The following is a 14,783-nucleotide window of genomic DNA, read 5'->3' as shown; positions in this document are numbered from 1 at the left end:
ACGGCGGCGGGGCGGCCCCGTGGGCGCCGGCCGGGGGAGGAGGGCCCGGGCCGGTGCCCTGGCCGCTGGGGCCGGTGCCGCTGCCGCCGGGCCCGCACGGCCCGGCCGGGCACGGACCGTTCCCGCCGCCGGGGCCGTTCCCGCACGCCCCTCACCCGCACGCCCCCTACCCGCCCGCGCCGTTCCCGCCCGGCGTCGCGCTCGCGCCGCCGCCCGGGACGCCGCCGCACGACGAGCCGCAGCCCTACCTGCTCGCGATGCGCGCGCGGGACTGGGGCTGGTGGCGGCCGCTGCTGGGCCTGCTGCTGTTCACCGTCGCCTACGGGGTCGCCGCGTTCGTCGTGGTCCTCGCCGTGCTCCTCACCGGCGTCACCCCGGACCTGCAGCTGCTCGACCTGGTCGACCCCGGCGTGCTGCTGCTCACCAACCTCTCGCTGATCGTGGCGATCCCCATCGTCTGGCTGGCCTGGGTCGCCGCCCACGGCATGTCGCCGGGGTGGTCGTCGTCGGTGCTCGCCCGGCTGCGCTGGCGGCTGTTCGCGCCGCTCACGCTGCGCGCACTGGCCACCCTCGGCGTCGGCATCGCGCTCTCGGTCACCCTCGGCTACCTGCTCGACGACGGCGAGGTCACCGGGCCGGTCGACGACCTGGGCTGGCTGCTGCTGGTCGTGGTCCTCACCACACCGCTGCAGTCGGCGGCCGAGGAGTACGTCTTCCGCGGCTACCTGAGCCAGGCGATCGCCGGCTGGATCCGCGACCCGCGTGCCGGCGCGGTGGTGGCCGCGGTGGTCACCGCCGCGCTGTTCTCGCTGGCCCACGCGCCGGGCGACGTCGTCACCTTCCTCGACCGGTTCGCCTTCGGGCTGGCCGCCTCGGCAGTGGTCTTCCTCACGGGCGGCCTCGAGGCGGCGATCGTGCTGCACGCGGTCAACAACGTGCTGGTGTTCCTCCTGGCCGGGACGCTCGGCGAGGACGTCGCCACGGAGGAGGTCCCGGCCGGCGTCGGGCTGCTGTACCTGCTGGTCACGCTCGTGTCGATGGGCGCCTACGTCGCGGTCGTGGCCGCCTCCCGCCGCCGGCTGCGGTTCGAGACCCTGACCGGGGCGCAGGACCTGCGCGTCCCGGCGGGCGACCCGCGGACCGGGGGGTGGTGACACGGCCTCCGGGAACGTCGGGTATCGTCTTCCCCGGCGCCGCGAGGTGCCCGCCAAACCTTGGGGTATGGGGTAATTGGCAGCCCGACGGATTCTGGCTCCGTTAGTCTAGGTTCGAGTCCTGGTACCCCAGCGAGGGAGCACCACCTCCTCACAGCACGACCAGCACCACCGCACGGCCCCGTCGTCTAGCGGCCCAGGACGCCGCCCTCTCACGGCGGTAGCGAGGGTTCGAATCCCTTCGGGGCTACAGCGCAGCGAGAGCCCCCGGTCACCGACCGGGGGCTCTCGCCGTTCCGGGGGCCCGCCGGGCGGACCCGGTCGGAGGTGCCGGCGCGGGGCGTGGCAGGATGGTCGCCGTCCGGCCCCGTCGTCTAGCGGTCCAGGACGCCGCCCTCTCACGGCGGTAGCGAGGGTTCGAATCCCTTCGGGGCTACAGCACGCAGGGCCCCCGGCCACCCGGCCGGGGGCCCTGCGCCGTTCCGGGACCCCCCGAGTGGCCCATGATCGCGAGCGGACGTAGCGTTCCCAGGGCCCCATCCCGGGCCGGGAACGGAGGCGGACACGGTGATCCGGACCAGTCGACGGCTGGCCGACGGCCGCGAGATCGTCTACTTCGACGCCGACGGCACGCCCGCCCGCGTCGCCGAGGACACCCGCGACCTGCCACCCGTCGGCACCCACTCGCAACTGCGCCGGGACGCGCTGCTCGGCGAGTGGGTGGTGATCGCCGCCCACCGGCAGACGCGCACCTTCCTGCCGCCGGCCGACCAGTGCCCGCTGTGCCCGTCGCGGCCCGGCCGGCCCACCGAGGTGCCCGAGGCCGACTACCAGGTCGCCGTCTTCGAGAACCGCTTCCCCTCGCTGTCCACCGCCGTCGACCGCGACGTGCCGCCCACCGCGCCCGGCGCCCCGCTGGCCGAGCTGCGGCCCGGGTTCGGCCGCTGCGAGGTGGTGCTGTTCACCAGCGACCACGACCAGCACTTCGCCGGGCTGGGCCGCGACCGCGTGCGGCTGGTCGTCGACGTCTGGGCCGACCGCACCGCGGAGCTCGGCGGCATCGACGGCGTCGAACAGGTCTTCTGCTTCGAGAACTCCGGCGAGGAGATCGGGGTGACGCTGTCCCACCCCCACGGGCAGATCTACGCCTACCCGTTCGTGACCCCGCGGGTGGAGAAGGTGCTCGCCTCGGTGCGCCGGCACCGCGAGGAGACCGGCGGGGACCTGTTCGCCGAGGTCGTGGAGTCCGAGCGCACCGGCCCCCGGGTGGTGGCGGCGAACGAGCACTGGGTGGCCTTCGTCCCGGCCGCGGCGCGCTGGCCCTACGAGGTGCAGCTGTTCCCCACCCGCCGGGTGCCCGACCTGCCCGCCCTCGACGACGCGCAGCGGGACGCGCTGGCCGAGGTCTACCTCGACGTCCTGGGCCGCTTCGCGCACCGCATGGACACCCCGATGCCCTACATCGCCGCGTGGAACCAGGCGCCGGTGCGCACCGGCCGGGAGGACTGGTGGCTGCACCTGCAGCTGTTCTCGCTGCGCCGCGCGCCGGGCAAGCTCAAGTACCTGGCGGGCTCCGAGTCGGGGATGGGCGCGTTCGTCACCGACACCAACCCCGAGGACGTCGCCGAGCAGCTGCGGAACGTGGTGGTCCCGTGAGCGAGCTGCCCACCGACGAGGAGGCCGCGGCCCGCGCCGCCGCCGCGTTCACCGAGCGGTTCGGCGCCGCGCCCGAGGGCGTCTGGGCCGCGCCCGGGCGGGTCAACGTGATCGGCGAGCACACCGACTACAACGGCGGGCACGTGCTGCCGGTCGCGCTGCCGCACACCACCCGGGCCGCGGTCGCCCGCCGCGACGACGGCCGTCTGGTCCTCGTCTCCGCCCAGCACCCCGGCGCCGACGCCGACGTCGCCGTCGCCGAGCTCGAGCCCGGCACCCCCGGCGGCTGGGCCGGCTACCCGGCCGGCGTCGTCCACCAGCTCCGCGAGGCCGTGCCGGGGGGCCTGAGCCTGCTGGTCGACGGCGACGTCCCGGCCGGCGCGGGGCTGTCGTCGTCGGCGGCGCTGGAGTGCGCCGTCGCCGTGGCCCTGCGCGACCTGCTGGACCTCGACCTCGGCCCGGACGAGCTGGTCGACGTCGCCCGGCGGGCCGAGAACGACTTCGTCGGCGCGCCCACCGGGATCCTCGACCAGTCCGCGTCGGTGCTGTGCACCGCCGGGCACGCGCTGCACCTGGACACCCGCGACCGCGGCAGCGAGCAGGTCCCCCTCGACCTCGAGGCGGCCGGCCTGGCGCTGCTGGTCGTCGACTCGGGCACCACCCACAGCCACGCGGACAGCGGCTACGGCGACCGGCGCCGCGAGTGCGAGGAGGCCGCCCGGCGGCTCGGCGTCGGCCTGCTCTGCGAGGTGACCGGCGTCGACGCGCTCGCACCGCTGGACGACGGCACGGAGGGCGGCGCGCTGCTGCTGCGCCGGGCCCGCCACGTGGTCACCGAGGACGCCCGCGTCGAGGAGGTCGTCGGCCTGCTGCGCGCCGGCGGCGACCCGCGGGAGGTCGGCGCGGTGCTCACCGCCGGGCACGCCTCGCTGCGCGACGACTTCGAGGTGTCGGTGCCCGAGCTCGACGCGATCGTCGAGACGGCGCTGGCCGCCGGGGCACACGGCGCGCGCATGGTCGGCGGCGGCTTCGGCGGGAGCGCGGTCGCGCTCGTCGACGCCGCGGCCGTCGACGACGTCGCCGCCGCCGTCGCCGGGCGCGCCGGCGCCCCCCGCTCCTACGTCGTGGTCCCCTCCGCGGGGGCCCGGCGCCTGTCCTGAATGACATCGAGGAGGCCCGAGTGGACGATCTGAGACTGGACGCGGGGTTCGTCGACTACCTGCTGGTGGCCGCCTACTTCGCCGTGGTGCTGCTCATCGGCGCCGCCGCCCGCAGGCGGGTGTCCGACAGCCTGGACTTCTTCCTCTCGGGCCGCTCGCTGCCCGCGTGGGTCACCGGCCTGGCGTTCATCTCGGCCAACCTCGGCGCGGTCGAGATCGTCGGCATGTCGGCCAACGGCGCGCAGTACGGCATGAGCACCATGCACTACTTCTGGATCGGCGCGGTCCCGGCCATGCTGTTCCTGGGCGTGGTGATGATGCCCTTCTACTACGGGTCGAAGGTCCGCAGCGTCCCGGAGTTCATGCGCCGCCGGTTCGGCACCGGCGCCCACCTGGTCAACGCGCTCAGCTTCGCCGTCGCGCAGATCCTCATCGCCGGCATCAACCTCTACCTGCTGGCCACGATCGTCGAGGCGCTGCTGGGCTGGCCGCTGTGGCTGTCGCTCATCGTCGCCGCGGCGGTCGTGCTCAGCTACATCACCCTCGGCGGGCTGTCGGCGGCCATCTACAACGAGGTCCTGCAGTTCTTCGTCATCGTCGCCGCGCTGCTGCCGCTGACGCTCATCGGCCTGCACCGCGTCGGCGGGGTCGGCGGGCTCGTCGACGAGGTCCGCGGCGCCGGCCGCGGCGAGGAGCTCACCTCGTGGCCGGCCACGGAGCTGTCCGGGATCGACAACCCGGTCCTGTCGGTGATCGGGATCGTCTTCGGCCTCGGGTTCGTGCTGTCGTTCGGCTACTGGACGACCAACTTCGTCGAGGTCCAGCGCGCCATGGCCACCAAGTCGATGTCGGCGGCGCGCAGCACCCCGATCATCGGCGCCTTCCCGAAGATGTTCGTCCCGTTCATCGTCGTGGTCCCGGGCATCATTGCCACGGTCCTGGTGCCGGAGGTCATCGAGGCCCGAGCGGCGTCGGCCACGGACTTCGACTACAACAACTCGATCCTGCTGCTCATCCGCGACACCCTGCCCAACGGCCTGCTCGGCGTCGCGCTCGCCGGCCTGCTGGCCGCGTTCATGGCCGGCATGGCCGCCAACATCTCCGCCTTCAACACGGTCTTCAGCTACGACCTGTGGCAGCAGTACGTGAAGAAGGACCGGCCCGACCACTACTACCTCACCGTCGGCCGGTGGGCGACCGTCGGCGCCACCGTGGCCGCCATCGGGACGGCGATCATCGCGTCCGGCTACACGAACCTGATGGACTACCTGCAGACGCTGTTCGGCTTCTTCAACGCCCCGCTGTTCGCCACGTTCATCCTCGGCATGTTCTGGAAGCGGATGACGCCGACCGCGGGCTGGGCGGGCCTGGTGTCCGGGACCCTGGCCGCGGTCGCCGTCGCGTTCCTCAGCGAGGACGCGTTCGGGACGGCGTCGCTGGGCGTGCTCCCGCTCAGCGGCCAGGGCGCGAGCTTCGTCGCCGCGAGCGCCGCGTTCCTCGTCGACATCGTGGTCAGCGTCGTGGTCAGCCAGGTCACCGCGCCCAAGCCGGTGGCCCAGCTCGCCGGGCTGGTCTACTCCGAGACGCCGAAGGAGCAGCGGACCGACCCCGACGCGCACCGGCTGCCCTGGTACCAGTCGCCGACCAAGCTCGCCGGCATCGCGCTGGTGATGGTCGTCATCCTCAATGTCATCTTCCGCTGACGGCAGGAGTCCGGTCATGAGCAGCAGCACCTCGCGCTCCGGCGCTCCGGCGCACCAGGCGGGCGCGTTCGACGTCCGCAACGTCATCGCCGCACTCATCGGCTTCTACGGCCTCGTGCTGGTCCTCTGGGGCCTGTTCGCCGACCCGGAGGGGGAGAAGACCGGCGACGTCAACGCCAACCTGTGGGCGGGCCTGGCCATGCTCGTGTTCGCGGCCGCGTTCGCGCTGTGGTCGCGGCTGCGGCCGATCGTCGTCGAGGCCCCGCCGGACCGGCAGGACCCCGAGGACGACGGCAGCGGCCGCACCGTCCCCGGGCACTGACCCGCCGGGCCCGCCGTCCCCGGGACGGCGGGCCCGGGTGCCGCTCAGCAGAGGAGGGCGGCGGCCACGGACTGCATCTGGCCGCAGATCTCCACGGAGGGCGGGACACCGCCGGAGTCCTCGACGGCGGGGACGGCCGGCGGCGTCGTCCCGGTCACGGGCTCGTCGCCGCTCAGCTGCACGAGCAGGACGATGCCGACGGTGACGACGGCCGCCGTCACGACGGCGACGACGGCGATGAGCATGCGGTGCGTGGCTGCCCACGCGCCGGCCGGGTGGTGGACGGGCACGGTCATCGGGAGCCCCTCTCCGGGTGCGGCCGTGCCGCCCCTGAGGCGCCGGACCCGGGCTCGGCACACCCGGGAGGACGACGCTGCGCCTCCGCCGTGGCGGGCGGAATACGTCAGAGTGCGTATCCCGCGGGCGCCGCCGGGCGGCCTAGCGTGACCGGCACGGCCGACGGGGGGTCCGACATGGCCACGGGGCACCTGCGGGCGGGGGACGCCGAGGAGCTGCTCGCCCTGCTCCGGGCGACGCGGTCCCGCGACCCCGGGCCGGTGCTGCCCTGGGAGCTGCTCGAGGGGCTGCTGCGCCTGGTTCCCGCCGACCTCGACCTGACCGCCCGGCTGGTCGACCACCGGGACCTCCGGGCCGTCGTCGTCCAGGGCGTGCTGGCCGACGGGACGCGCGGCGTCGAGCGCGCCGGCGAGGCCGCGCTGACCGGCCCCTCCGGCCGGCTGCGCTCCCCGCTGGTCGGGCCGCAGTCCCAGCGCGTCCTCCGCCGCGTGCTGTCCGCCGCCGACCTCCACCCGGGCGACGGCACCGGTCCGCTGCACCCCGAGGTGACCACCGACGTGCCCGGCGAGCTCGTGGTGCCGCTGCGCGCGCCGCTCGGGCAGGCCCCCGTGCTGCTGTTCCTCCGCTCCGGCCGCACCCCGTTCGGCGAGCGGGACCGGCGGCTGCTGGAGCTGGCCCGGCCGCACCTGCTGGAGCTGTGGCTGGACGCCGAGCACCGTCGCGCGGACGTGCCGCGGCTGACCGCGCGCGAGTGGGAGGTGCTCGGCCTGGCCGGCGCGGGCCTGTACGCCGAGGAGATCGCCGCGGCGCTGCGCATCGCGGTCGGCACCGTGCGCAAGCACACCGAGCACATCCGGGAGAAGTGCGGCACGCACACCGTCGCCGAGGCGGCCGCGCGGTGCCTGCCGTACGGGCCGGGACCGGGTCAGCCGGTGGTGCGGTGGGGCGGCTGACCCGGTCCGCGCCGGCCCGGTCGCGGGCCGTCAGCAGAACGGCTTGGCGAGGGCGACCGTCATCGCGCCGGGCAGGACGCAGGCCTCGTCGACCGGCGCCGGCGACGGCGCGACCGGGACCGCGTCGTCGGTGGCCAGCAGGACCGTCAGGGTGACGGCCGCGGCGACGGCGAGCGTGGCGACGACGGCGAGGAGGACGAGCAGCGAGCGGTGGGCGGCGGCCCAGGCGGCGGCCGGGCCGTGCGTGGCGGTGGTCATCGGGAGGCCCCTCCGGGTGCGGCACGAGGCCGTCCCTGGGATGTGCCGGCCCGGCGGTGCCTGGCCGGGGACCCCGACGCTCCGCGCGCGCCGGCCCCGGCGGAATACGCGACGGTGCGTATCCCGGCCGCCGGCGGCCCACCGGCTCAGTCGTCGAGGACGGTGACCGGCACCCGCTGCACGAGGTTGTTGGCCATGCCCTGGCGGTTCCAGGGCTGCTCGACCGGCTGCGGGCCCTCGGCGTCGGTGGCGCGCACGACCAGCTCGTACCCCCCGGGCTCCGCGTCCCAGGCGCAGGTCCACGCCCGCCACGCGTGCGGGTGCGCCGGGTCGGCCGGCGCGAGGCCGGCGGCGGTCCAGGTGCCCCCGCCGTCGGTGCTCACCTCGACGCCGGTCAGCGGGGCGCGGCCGGACCACGCCCGGCCGGTGAGCGTCACCGGGCCGGGCCGCACGAACCGCTCGCGGGTCATGAAGTCGGGGAAGCCGGGTGGGGCCATTAGCGCCCGCGGGGCGATCCGGGTGACCGGCACGCCGGCCTCGTGCGCCTCGGTCTTCAGCCGGTAGGCCGTCGCGTTCTGGAACCCGCGGAAGGGGTGCTCGAGCACCTCGACCCGGGTCAGCCACTTGACGTGCGCCATGCCGTACCAGCCGGGCACCAGCAGCCGCAGCGGCGCCCCGTGCTGCGGCGGCAGCGGAGCGCCGTTCACCGCCCACACCAGCAGCACGTCGGGCCGCAGCGCCTCGGCCAGCGGCAGGCCGCGGGCGTAGTCCTGCTCGACGCCGCGCTCGACCCCGTGGTCGGCGCCGGTGAAGGCGACGTCGACCGCGGCGGGGGAGACGCCGGCCTCCTCGAGCAGCGGCGCCAGCGGCGTGCCGGTCCACTCGGCGTTGCCGACGGCTTCGAGCAGCCACGGCTGGCTGACCGGGCGCGGTTCGAGCCGGGCCCGGCCGTTGCCGGCGCACTCGAGCAGCACCCGCGCGGTGACCGCCGGCCGCCGGCGCAGGTCGTCGAGGTCCAGCCGCAGCGGCCGCTCGACCGCGCCGGTGACCTCCAGCCGCCAGGTGGCGGGGTCGACGGCGGGGATGTCGTAGTGGGTGAGCACGTAGTGCAGGCCCGGCGGCGTGACGTCGTAGCGCAGCGCCTCGAGCGGCAGGCCGTGGTTGCGGGTGGCCAGCGCCAGCTCGTCCAGGCCGATGCCCTCGCCCGGCCCGGCGATCCGGGCCCGCCCGCGCTGCCGGGGCTCCGTGGCGGTCATGCGAGGAGTCTCCGCCCCGCGGGCGCCGGGGAGAACCCTCCTAGGAGGCGGCGCGGGCGATCGCCGCCGCCGTCTCCAGGACCGCGCCGACCACCTCGGGGCTCGGCCGGCGGCCCAGCCGCTCGACCGGGCCGGAGATCGACACCGCGCCGAGCACGGCGCCCGCCGGGTCGCGCACCGGTGCCGACAGCGAGGCGACGCCGGCCTCGCGCTCGGCCACGCTGTGCGCCCACCCGCGCCGGCGGACGTCGAGCAGCGTGCGGGCGGTGAAGCTCGCCTGCGGCAGCAGCGGCGTGACCTCCTCCGGCGGCGCGAAGGCCAGCAGCGCGTGCGCCGCCGACCCCGCCGTCATGGGCAGCCGCGCGCCCACCGGCACCGTGTCGCGCAGTCCGTGCGCCCGCTCGGCGGCGGCGACGCACACCCGCGACCCGCCCTCGCGCACGTAGAACTGCGCGCTCTCGCCGCTGGCGTCGCGCAGCGCCGCGAGGTGCCGGCCGGCGACCCGGGCGAGGTCGGCGCTTCCGTGGCTGAGCTCCGCCAGGGCGGGACCGGGCGCCCAGGTGCCCGCCGGCGTGCGCCGCAGCAGCCGGTGGCCCTCGAGCGCGACGGCCAGCCGGTGGGCGGTCGCCCGCGGCAGGTCGGTGCGCGTCACGAGGTCGGCGAGCGACGCCGGCTCCTGCGCGACGGCGCGGAGGATGGCCACTGCTTTGTCCAGAACGGCGACGGGGTTAGGCTGTCCCACACAGCGATACTCCCATCCCACACAGTGAGACGCCACCGTGGGATGGCCCGATCGGGAGGGACCCCGTGCCGAAGACCCTGGCGGAGAAGGTCTACGACGCCCACGTCGTGCGCAGTGCCGCGGGCGAGCCGGACCTGCTCTACATCGACCTGCACCTCGTGCACGAGGTCACCAGCCCGCAGGCGTTCGACGGCCTCCGGGCCGCCGGCCGCCGCGTGCGGCACCCCGAGCTCACCATGGCCACCGAGGACCACAACGTCCCGACGCTCGACGTGCTCGCGCCGATCGCCGACCCGGTCAGCCGGGCGCAGGTCGAGGCGCTGCGGAGGAACGCCGCGGAGTTCGGCATCCGGCTGGCCCCGATGGGCGACCGCGACCAGGGCATCGTGCACGTCATCGGCCCGCAACTCGGGCTGACCCAGCCGGGGATGACGATCGTCTGCGGCGACAGCCACACGTCCACCCACGGGGCGTTCGGCGCGCTCGCGTTCGGCATCGGCACCAGCGAGGTCGAGCACGTGCTGGCCACCCAGACGCTGCCGCAGTACCGGCCGAGGCAGATGGCCGTCACGGTGAACGGCGAGCTGCCCGAGGGCGTGTCGAGCAAGGACGTCATCCTCGCCGTCATCGCGCGGATCGGCACCAACGGCGCCGCGGGCCACGTCATCGAGTACCGCGGCAGCGCCATCGAGGCGCTGTCGATGGAGGCCCGGATGACGATCTGCAACATGTCGATCGAGGCCGGCGCCCGCGCCGGGATGATCGCCCCCGACGAGACGACGTTCGCCTACCTGCAGGGCCGCCCGCACGCCCCGCAGGGCGCCGACTGGGACGCCGCCGTCGCGCACTGGCGGACGCTGCACACCGACGAGGGCGCGGTCTTCGACACCGAGGTCGTCCTCGACGCCGCGGAGCTCTCGCCGTTCGTCACCTGGGGCACCAACCCCGGCCAGGGCCTGCCGCTGACCGGGCGGGTGCCCGACCCGGCCGACTTCGCCGACGACAACGAGCGCCGCGCCGCCGAGCAGGCGCTGGCCTACATGGGCCTCACCCCGGGCACGCCGCTGCGCGAGATCGAGGTGGACACGGTGTTCCTCGGCTCCTGCACCAACGGCCGGATCGAGGACCTGCGCACCGCCGCCGAGCTGCTGCGCGGGAAGCGGATCGACGCCAACACCCGGATGCTCGTCGTCCCCGGGTCGATCGGGGTCAAGCAGCAGGCCGAGGCCGAGGGCCTGGACCGGGTGTTCACCGAGGCCGGCGCCGAGTGGCGCGGCGCCGGGTGCTCGATGTGCCTGGGCATGAACCCCGACCAGCTCGAGCCGGGGGAGCGGTCGGCGTCGACCAGCAACCGCAACTTCCAGGGCCGGCAGGGCAAGGGCGGGCGCACGCACCTCGTGTCGCCGTCCGTGGCCGCCGCCACCGCGCTCACCGGCCGGCTGACCGCCCCCGCCGACCTGGCCGACGTCCCCGCGACGGTGTGACCACCCGCCCCGCCACCCCAGCAGGAGTCTGAGATGCAGCCGTTCACCACGCACACCGGCACCGCGGCCCCGCTGCGGCGCAGCGCCGTCGACACCGACCAGATCATCCCGGCCGAGTACCTCAAGCGGATCACCCGCACCGGGTTCGAGGACGGCCTGTTCGTCGCCTGGCGCACCAACGAGCCGGACTTCGTGCTCAACCAGCCGCACCACGCCGACGCCTCGATCCTGGTCGCCGGCCCCGACTTCGGCACCGGCTCGTCGCGCGAGCACGCCTGCTGGGCGCTGCTCGACGGCGGCTTCCGCGTCGTGATCAGCTCGCGGTTCGCCGACATCTTCCGGAACAACTCGACCAAGTCCGGCCTGCTCACCGTCGTCCTGCCGCAGGCCGACGTCGAGGCGCTGTGGCAGGCGGTCGAGGCGGACCCGGCGCTGCCGGTGACGGTCGACCTGCAGGCGAAGACGGTCACCTACGGCGACACGACGGTGCCGTTCGAGGTCGACGACTACATCCGCTGGCGGCTGCTGGAGGGGCTCGACGACGTCGGCCTCACCGAGCGGCACCTGGCCGACATCGAGGCCTACGAGGCGCAGCGCCCGTCCTGGCTGCCGAAGGCGCTGCCCGCCAGGTGACGTGAGGGAACGGCCACCCTCCAGGGGCCCGCGCCGAGCTCGCGAGGCGTGGGGGGAGGGTGGTCCTCCGTCGGCCCCGGCGCCCCCTACTCGGGGGCGTCGGGGTCCGGGCCGAGATCGCGGTAGTAGTCGGCCAGCAGCGCCCCGGGCCGGCCGCCCAGCGCCCACACGCTGCCCTTGGCCGCCGGCGGGTGCAGCCGCCCGGCGACGCCCTCCCAGCGGACGCCGAGGCTCATCAGCACCGACGGGATCGCCCCGCCCTGGCTGCACACCACCGTGACCCCGGCGCCCTCCCGCGGCTCTAGCAGCCGCTCGACGACGGCCAGGCCGGCCTGCGGGTCGGCGGTGAACTCCTCCTCGCCGAGCTCCGGCAGGTCGCGCACGGCCAGGCCGGTCCGCTCGGCCAGCGGCTCCAGGGTCTGCCGGCAGCGCACGCGGGCGGCGCTGAGCAGCTCGACCGGCCTGAACGCCGGCAGGACGTCGGCCAGCTGCCGTGCCTGCCGCCACCCCTTGGACTCCAGCGGCCGCTCGTCGTCGGGGCCGTCCCAGTCGCTGCGGCTGCCGGCCTTGGCGTGGCGCACCAGCAGCAGCGACGGCGCCCGCGGGACGTCGTCGCGGGCGAGGTCGGCCAGCACCCGCCGGTCGTGCTCGTGGGTGACCAGCGCGGCGGCGTCGTCCAGCGGCAGCCAGCGCAGCTCGTCGACCTCGTCGTTGGGCTCGAACGGCTGCTCGGTGCCGACCGCCCGCATGAGCCAGTAGTTCACGTGCTTGGGCCCGGCGGCGACCTCGTAGCGGGTGCGCAGGCTGCGGCGGCCGAGCGCCACCTGCAGCCCGGTCTCCTCGACGACCTCCCGTACCGCGGCGGAGAGGGCGTTCTCCCCGGCGTCGAGCTTGCCCTTGGGCAGCGACCAGTCGTCGTACCGCGGCCGGTGCACGAGGACGGTCTCGACCCCGCCGTCGGCGGCCGGCCGCCACACCACCCCGCCCGCGGCCGCGACGACCGCCGTCCGCTCAGCCGGCATGCTCGATCACCCGGTGCATGAGGGCGGCCTGGTAGTCCCGGGTCCCGGTGCGGGTCCACTGGCCCTCGGAGCCGAGCTCCCAGCAGCGCACACCGGGGGCCATGGCGGCGTCGAACACCGCCTGCAGCTCCCGCTGGGCGGTGTCGTCGCACACGCGCAGCAGCACCTCGACCCGGCGGTCGAGGTTGCGGTGCATGAGGTCGGCGCTGCCGAGCCACCACTCCGGCTCGCCCGCGTTGTCGAACGCCATGACCCGCGAGTGCTCGAGGAAGCGGCCGACGATCGAGCGCACCCGTATCGTCTCGCTCAGCCCGGGCACACCCGGGCGCAGCGCGCAGATGCCGCGGATGAACAGCTCGACCGGGACCCCGGCGCGGGAGGCCTCGTAGAGGGCGTCGATGACCCGCTCGTCGACCAGCGAGTTCACCTTGAACCGGATGCCCGCCGAACGGCCCTCGGCGGCGTGCCGCGCCTCCCGGCGGATCTTCTCCACCAGCCCGGCGCGGACCCCGTGCGGCGCCACCATCAGCTGCCGGTAGGTGGTCTGCCGGGAGTAGCCGGTGAGCACGTTGAACAGGTCGGTGAGGTCGGCGCCCACCCGCGGGTCGGCGGTGAGGATGCCGAGGTCCTCGTACTGCCGCGCCGTCTTCGGGTTGTAGTTGCCGGTGCCGATGTGCACGTAGCGGCGGATGACGCCGTTCTCGCGGCGCACCACCAGCGCCGTCTTGCAGTGCGTCTTCAGGCCCACCAGGCCGTAGACGACGTGGCAGCCGGCCCGCTCCAGCGACCGGGCCCAGGTGATGTTGGCCTCCTCGTCGAAGCGCGCCTTGATCTCGACGAGGACGACCACCTGCTTGCCGAGCTCCGCGGCGGTGATCAGCGCGTTGACGATCGGGGAGTCCCCGGAGGTGCGGTACAGCGTCTGCTTGATCGCCAGCACGTGCGGGTCCTCGGCGGCCTGCTCGATGAAGCGCTGCACGCTCGTGGCGAACGAGTGGTACGGGTGGTGGACCAGCACGTCGCCCTCCCGCAGCGTGGCGAACACGCTCTTGGGCGTCTCGCCCTCGGACAGCCGCGGGTGGGTGGCCGGCACGAACGGCTCGTCCTTGAGCTCGGGGCGGTCGATGTCGTACAGCGCCCACAGCGAGGCCAGGTCCAGCAGCCCGGGCACGGTGACGACGTCCTGCGGGCTGACCTCGAGCTCGGAGACGAGGACGTCGAGGATCTGCGGGTCCATCGTCTCGGTGACCTCGAGCCGGACCGCGGGGCCGAACCGGCGGCGGGCGAGCTCCCGCTCGAGGGCCTGCAGCAGGTCCTCGTCGCGGTCCTCCTCCACCTCGAGGTCGGCGTTGCGGGTGACCCGGAACAGGTGGTGGTCGATCACGTCGAGGCCGGGGAACAGCAGCGACAGGTGCGCGGCGATGAGGTCCTCGAGGGGCAGGAACGTCGCCTGGGAGTCGACCGGCCCCACCGGCACGAACCGCGGCACGTTGTTGGGCACCTTGAGCCGGGCGAACCGCGGCGCGCCGGTCTCCGGGTCGCGCACCACGACGGCGAGGTTGAGCGACAGGCCGCTGATGTAGGGGAACGGGTGCGCCGGGTCGACGGCCAGCGGGGTGAGCACCGGGAACACCTGGTCGCGGAAGTACTCGCGCAGCCGCCGGGTCTCGGTTTCGGCGAGGTCGTCCCAGTGCACGATCCGGATGCCCTCGGCCTCCAGCCGCGGCGTGACGTCCCGCTCGAAGCACTCGGCGTGCCGGTGCACCAGCTCCTGGGTGCGCTCGGTGACCCGGGCCAGCTGCTCGCGGATGGTTAGCCCGTCGGGCGAGCGCACGGTCAGCCCGGTGCTCAGCCGCCGCTTCAGCCCGGCGATGCGCACCATGTAGAACTCGTCGAGGTTGCCCGCGAAGATCGCCAGGAACTTGACCCGCTCGAGCAGCGGCATGGACGCGTCCTCGGCCAGCTCGAGCACCCGCGCGTTGAAGTCCAGCCAGGACAGCTCCCGGTTGAGGAAGCGGTCCGCGGGCAGCGAGGGCTGATCCGCGGGGGCGGGCGTCTCGGGACCGGTGATCGGCGACGTCGTCTCGGCTGCCACGGCGCTCATCGTGCCCCACGCACGTGAACGGCCGCCGCCCCTGCGCGG

Annotated in this window: 14 protein-coding genes and 3 tRNA genes; 11 read left to right on the top strand and 6 right to left on the bottom strand. The window is 74.9% G+C overall.

Features of this window, described 5'->3' with window-relative positions; all coding sequences use genetic code 11:
• Window positions 1-53: 53 nt before the first annotated feature.
• From ACI8AB_RS13035 to ACI8AB_RS13000, 8 genes are all read left to right on the top strand, one after another.
• Window positions 54-1,154 (top strand): CPBP family intramembrane glutamic endopeptidase, encoded by a 1,101-nt coding sequence (locus ACI8AB_RS13035; protein WP_456950455.1) that lies wholly within the window; start codon window positions 54-56, stop codon window positions 1,152-1,154.
• Between the two features lie 61 nt (window positions 1,155-1,215).
• A tRNA-Gln gene (locus ACI8AB_RS13030) sits at window positions 1,216-1,287 on the top strand.
• A gap of 44 nt (window positions 1,288-1,331) precedes the next feature.
• Window positions 1,332-1,404: transfer RNA gene (locus ACI8AB_RS13025), tRNA-Glu, on the top strand.
• A 113-nt stretch (window positions 1,405-1,517) separates the two neighbouring features.
• Window positions 1,518-1,590 (top strand) — tRNA-Glu (locus ACI8AB_RS13020).
• A 131-nt stretch (window positions 1,591-1,721) separates the two neighbouring features.
• Window positions 1,722-2,810: a galactose-1-phosphate uridylyltransferase gene (gene galT, locus ACI8AB_RS13015; RefSeq protein WP_456950454.1), complete on the top strand. Its 1,089-nt coding sequence runs from the start codon at window positions 1,722-1,724 to the stop codon at window positions 2,808-2,810.
• Window positions 2,807-3,970: a galactokinase gene (gene galK, locus ACI8AB_RS13010; protein WP_456950453.1), complete on the top strand. Its 1,164-nt coding sequence runs from the start codon at window positions 2,807-2,809 to the stop codon at window positions 3,968-3,970. Before galT ends, galK begins: the two co-directional genes overlap by 4 nt.
• A gap of 20 nt (window positions 3,971-3,990) precedes the next feature.
• Window positions 3,991-5,673: a sodium:solute symporter family protein gene (locus ACI8AB_RS13005; RefSeq protein ID WP_456950452.1), complete on the top strand. Its 1,683-nt coding sequence runs from the start codon at window positions 3,991-3,993 to the stop codon at window positions 5,671-5,673.
• A gap of 16 nt (window positions 5,674-5,689) precedes the next feature.
• Window positions 5,690-5,995, top strand: a complete 306-nt coding sequence (locus tag ACI8AB_RS13000) for a hypothetical protein (RefSeq protein WP_456950451.1) — start codon at window positions 5,690-5,692, stop codon at window positions 5,993-5,995.
• A 44-nt stretch (window positions 5,996-6,039) separates the two neighbouring features.
• Here the strand turns inward: ACI8AB_RS13000 and ACI8AB_RS12995 are convergent, their stop codons facing one another.
• Complete coding sequence (locus tag ACI8AB_RS12995) at window positions 6,040-6,291, bottom strand: hypothetical protein (RefSeq protein ID WP_456950450.1); 252 nt, start codon at window positions 6,289-6,291, stop codon at window positions 6,040-6,042.
• 177 nt (window positions 6,292-6,468) lie between these two features.
• Between ACI8AB_RS12995 and ACI8AB_RS12990 the strand changes: the two genes are divergently transcribed.
• Complete coding sequence (locus ACI8AB_RS12990) at window positions 6,469-7,245, top strand: helix-turn-helix domain-containing protein (RefSeq protein WP_456950449.1); 777 nt, start codon at window positions 6,469-6,471, stop codon at window positions 7,243-7,245.
• A gap of 30 nt (window positions 7,246-7,275) precedes the next feature.
• Here the strand turns inward: ACI8AB_RS12990 and ACI8AB_RS12985 are convergent, their stop codons facing one another.
• The 3 genes from ACI8AB_RS12985 to ACI8AB_RS12975 all read right to left on the bottom strand — a co-directional run bounded on the left by ACI8AB_RS12985 (window position 7,276) and on the right by ACI8AB_RS12975 (window position 9,462).
• Window positions 7,276-7,503: a hypothetical protein gene (locus ACI8AB_RS12985; RefSeq protein ID WP_456950448.1), complete on the bottom strand. Its 228-nt coding sequence runs from the start codon at window positions 7,501-7,503 to the stop codon at window positions 7,276-7,278.
• 146 nt (window positions 7,504-7,649) lie between these two features.
• Window positions 7,650-8,759, bottom strand: coding sequence for a molybdopterin-dependent oxidoreductase (locus tag ACI8AB_RS12980; protein ID WP_456950447.1), 1,110 nt, complete (start codon window positions 8,757-8,759; stop codon window positions 7,650-7,652).
• Window positions 8,760-8,799: 40 nt separating this feature from the next.
• Window positions 8,800-9,462 carry an IclR family transcriptional regulator gene (locus ACI8AB_RS12975; protein WP_456902607.1) on the bottom strand — a complete coding sequence of 221 codons (663 nt, stop codon included), beginning with the start codon at window positions 9,460-9,462 and terminating at the stop codon, window positions 8,800-8,802.
• 104 nt (window positions 9,463-9,566) lie between these two features.
• On the opposite strand from ACI8AB_RS12975, the gene leuC reads away from it, so the two are divergent.
• Both leuC and leuD read left to right on the top strand, forming a co-directional pair.
• Window positions 9,567-10,985, top strand: coding sequence for a 3-isopropylmalate dehydratase large subunit (gene leuC / locus ACI8AB_RS12970; protein WP_456950446.1), 1,419 nt, complete (start codon window positions 9,567-9,569; stop codon window positions 10,983-10,985).
• A 33-nt stretch (window positions 10,986-11,018) separates the two neighbouring features.
• A complete protein-coding gene (gene leuD / locus ACI8AB_RS12965) occupies window positions 11,019-11,618 on the top strand; it encodes a 3-isopropylmalate dehydratase small subunit (RefSeq protein ID WP_456950445.1) in 600 nt (199 codons plus the stop codon).
• Between the two features lie 86 nt (window positions 11,619-11,704).
• On the opposite strand, the gene ACI8AB_RS12960 is transcribed toward leuD, so the two are convergent.
• Both ACI8AB_RS12960 and ACI8AB_RS12955 read right to left on the bottom strand, forming a co-directional pair.
• A complete protein-coding gene (locus ACI8AB_RS12960; RefSeq protein WP_456950444.1) occupies window positions 11,705-12,640 on the bottom strand; it encodes an NUDIX hydrolase in 936 nt (311 codons plus the stop codon).
• Window positions 12,630-14,735 carry an RNA degradosome polyphosphate kinase gene (locus ACI8AB_RS12955; RefSeq protein WP_456950443.1) on the bottom strand — a complete coding sequence of 702 codons (2,106 nt, stop codon included), beginning with the start codon at window positions 14,733-14,735 and terminating at the stop codon, window positions 12,630-12,632. Before ACI8AB_RS12955 ends, ACI8AB_RS12960 begins: the two co-directional genes overlap by 11 nt.
• Window positions 14,736-14,783 lie beyond the last annotated feature (48 nt).

The sequence above is a fragment of the Geodermatophilus sp. SYSU D00698 genome (genome assembly GCF_054050335.1).
The sequence above is the reverse complement of the archived record's forward strand: the minus strand, read 5'-3'. Positions and strand labels throughout refer to the sequence as shown.

Bases quoted from the DNA above. Each gene is read 5' to 3' on its own strand.
- ACI8AB_RS13000 (WP_456950451.1), top strand. From the start codon at position 5,690: ATGAGCAGCAGCACCTCGCGCTCCGGCGCTCCGGCGCACCAGGCGGGC.
- ACI8AB_RS12995 (WP_456950450.1), bottom strand. From the start codon at position 6,291: ATGACCGTGCCCGTCCACCACCCGGCCGGCGCGTGGGCAGCCACGCAC.
- ACI8AB_RS12990 (WP_456950449.1), top strand. From the start codon at position 6,469: ATGGCCACGGGGCACCTGCGGGCGGGGGACGCCGAGGAGCTGCTCGCC.
- ACI8AB_RS12985 (WP_456950448.1), bottom strand. From the start codon at position 7,503: ATGACCACCGCCACGCACGGCCCGGCCGCCGCCTGGGCCGCCGCCCAC.
- ACI8AB_RS12980 (WP_456950447.1), bottom strand. From the start codon at position 8,759: ATGACCGCCACGGAGCCCCGGCAGCGCGGGCGGGCCCGGATCGCCGGG.
- leuD (WP_456950445.1), top strand. From the start codon at position 11,019: ATGCAGCCGTTCACCACGCACACCGGCACCGCGGCCCCGCTGCGGCGC.
- ACI8AB_RS12960 (WP_456950444.1), bottom strand. From the start codon at position 12,640: ATGCCGGCTGAGCGGACGGCGGTCGTCGCGGCCGCGGGCGGGGTGGTG.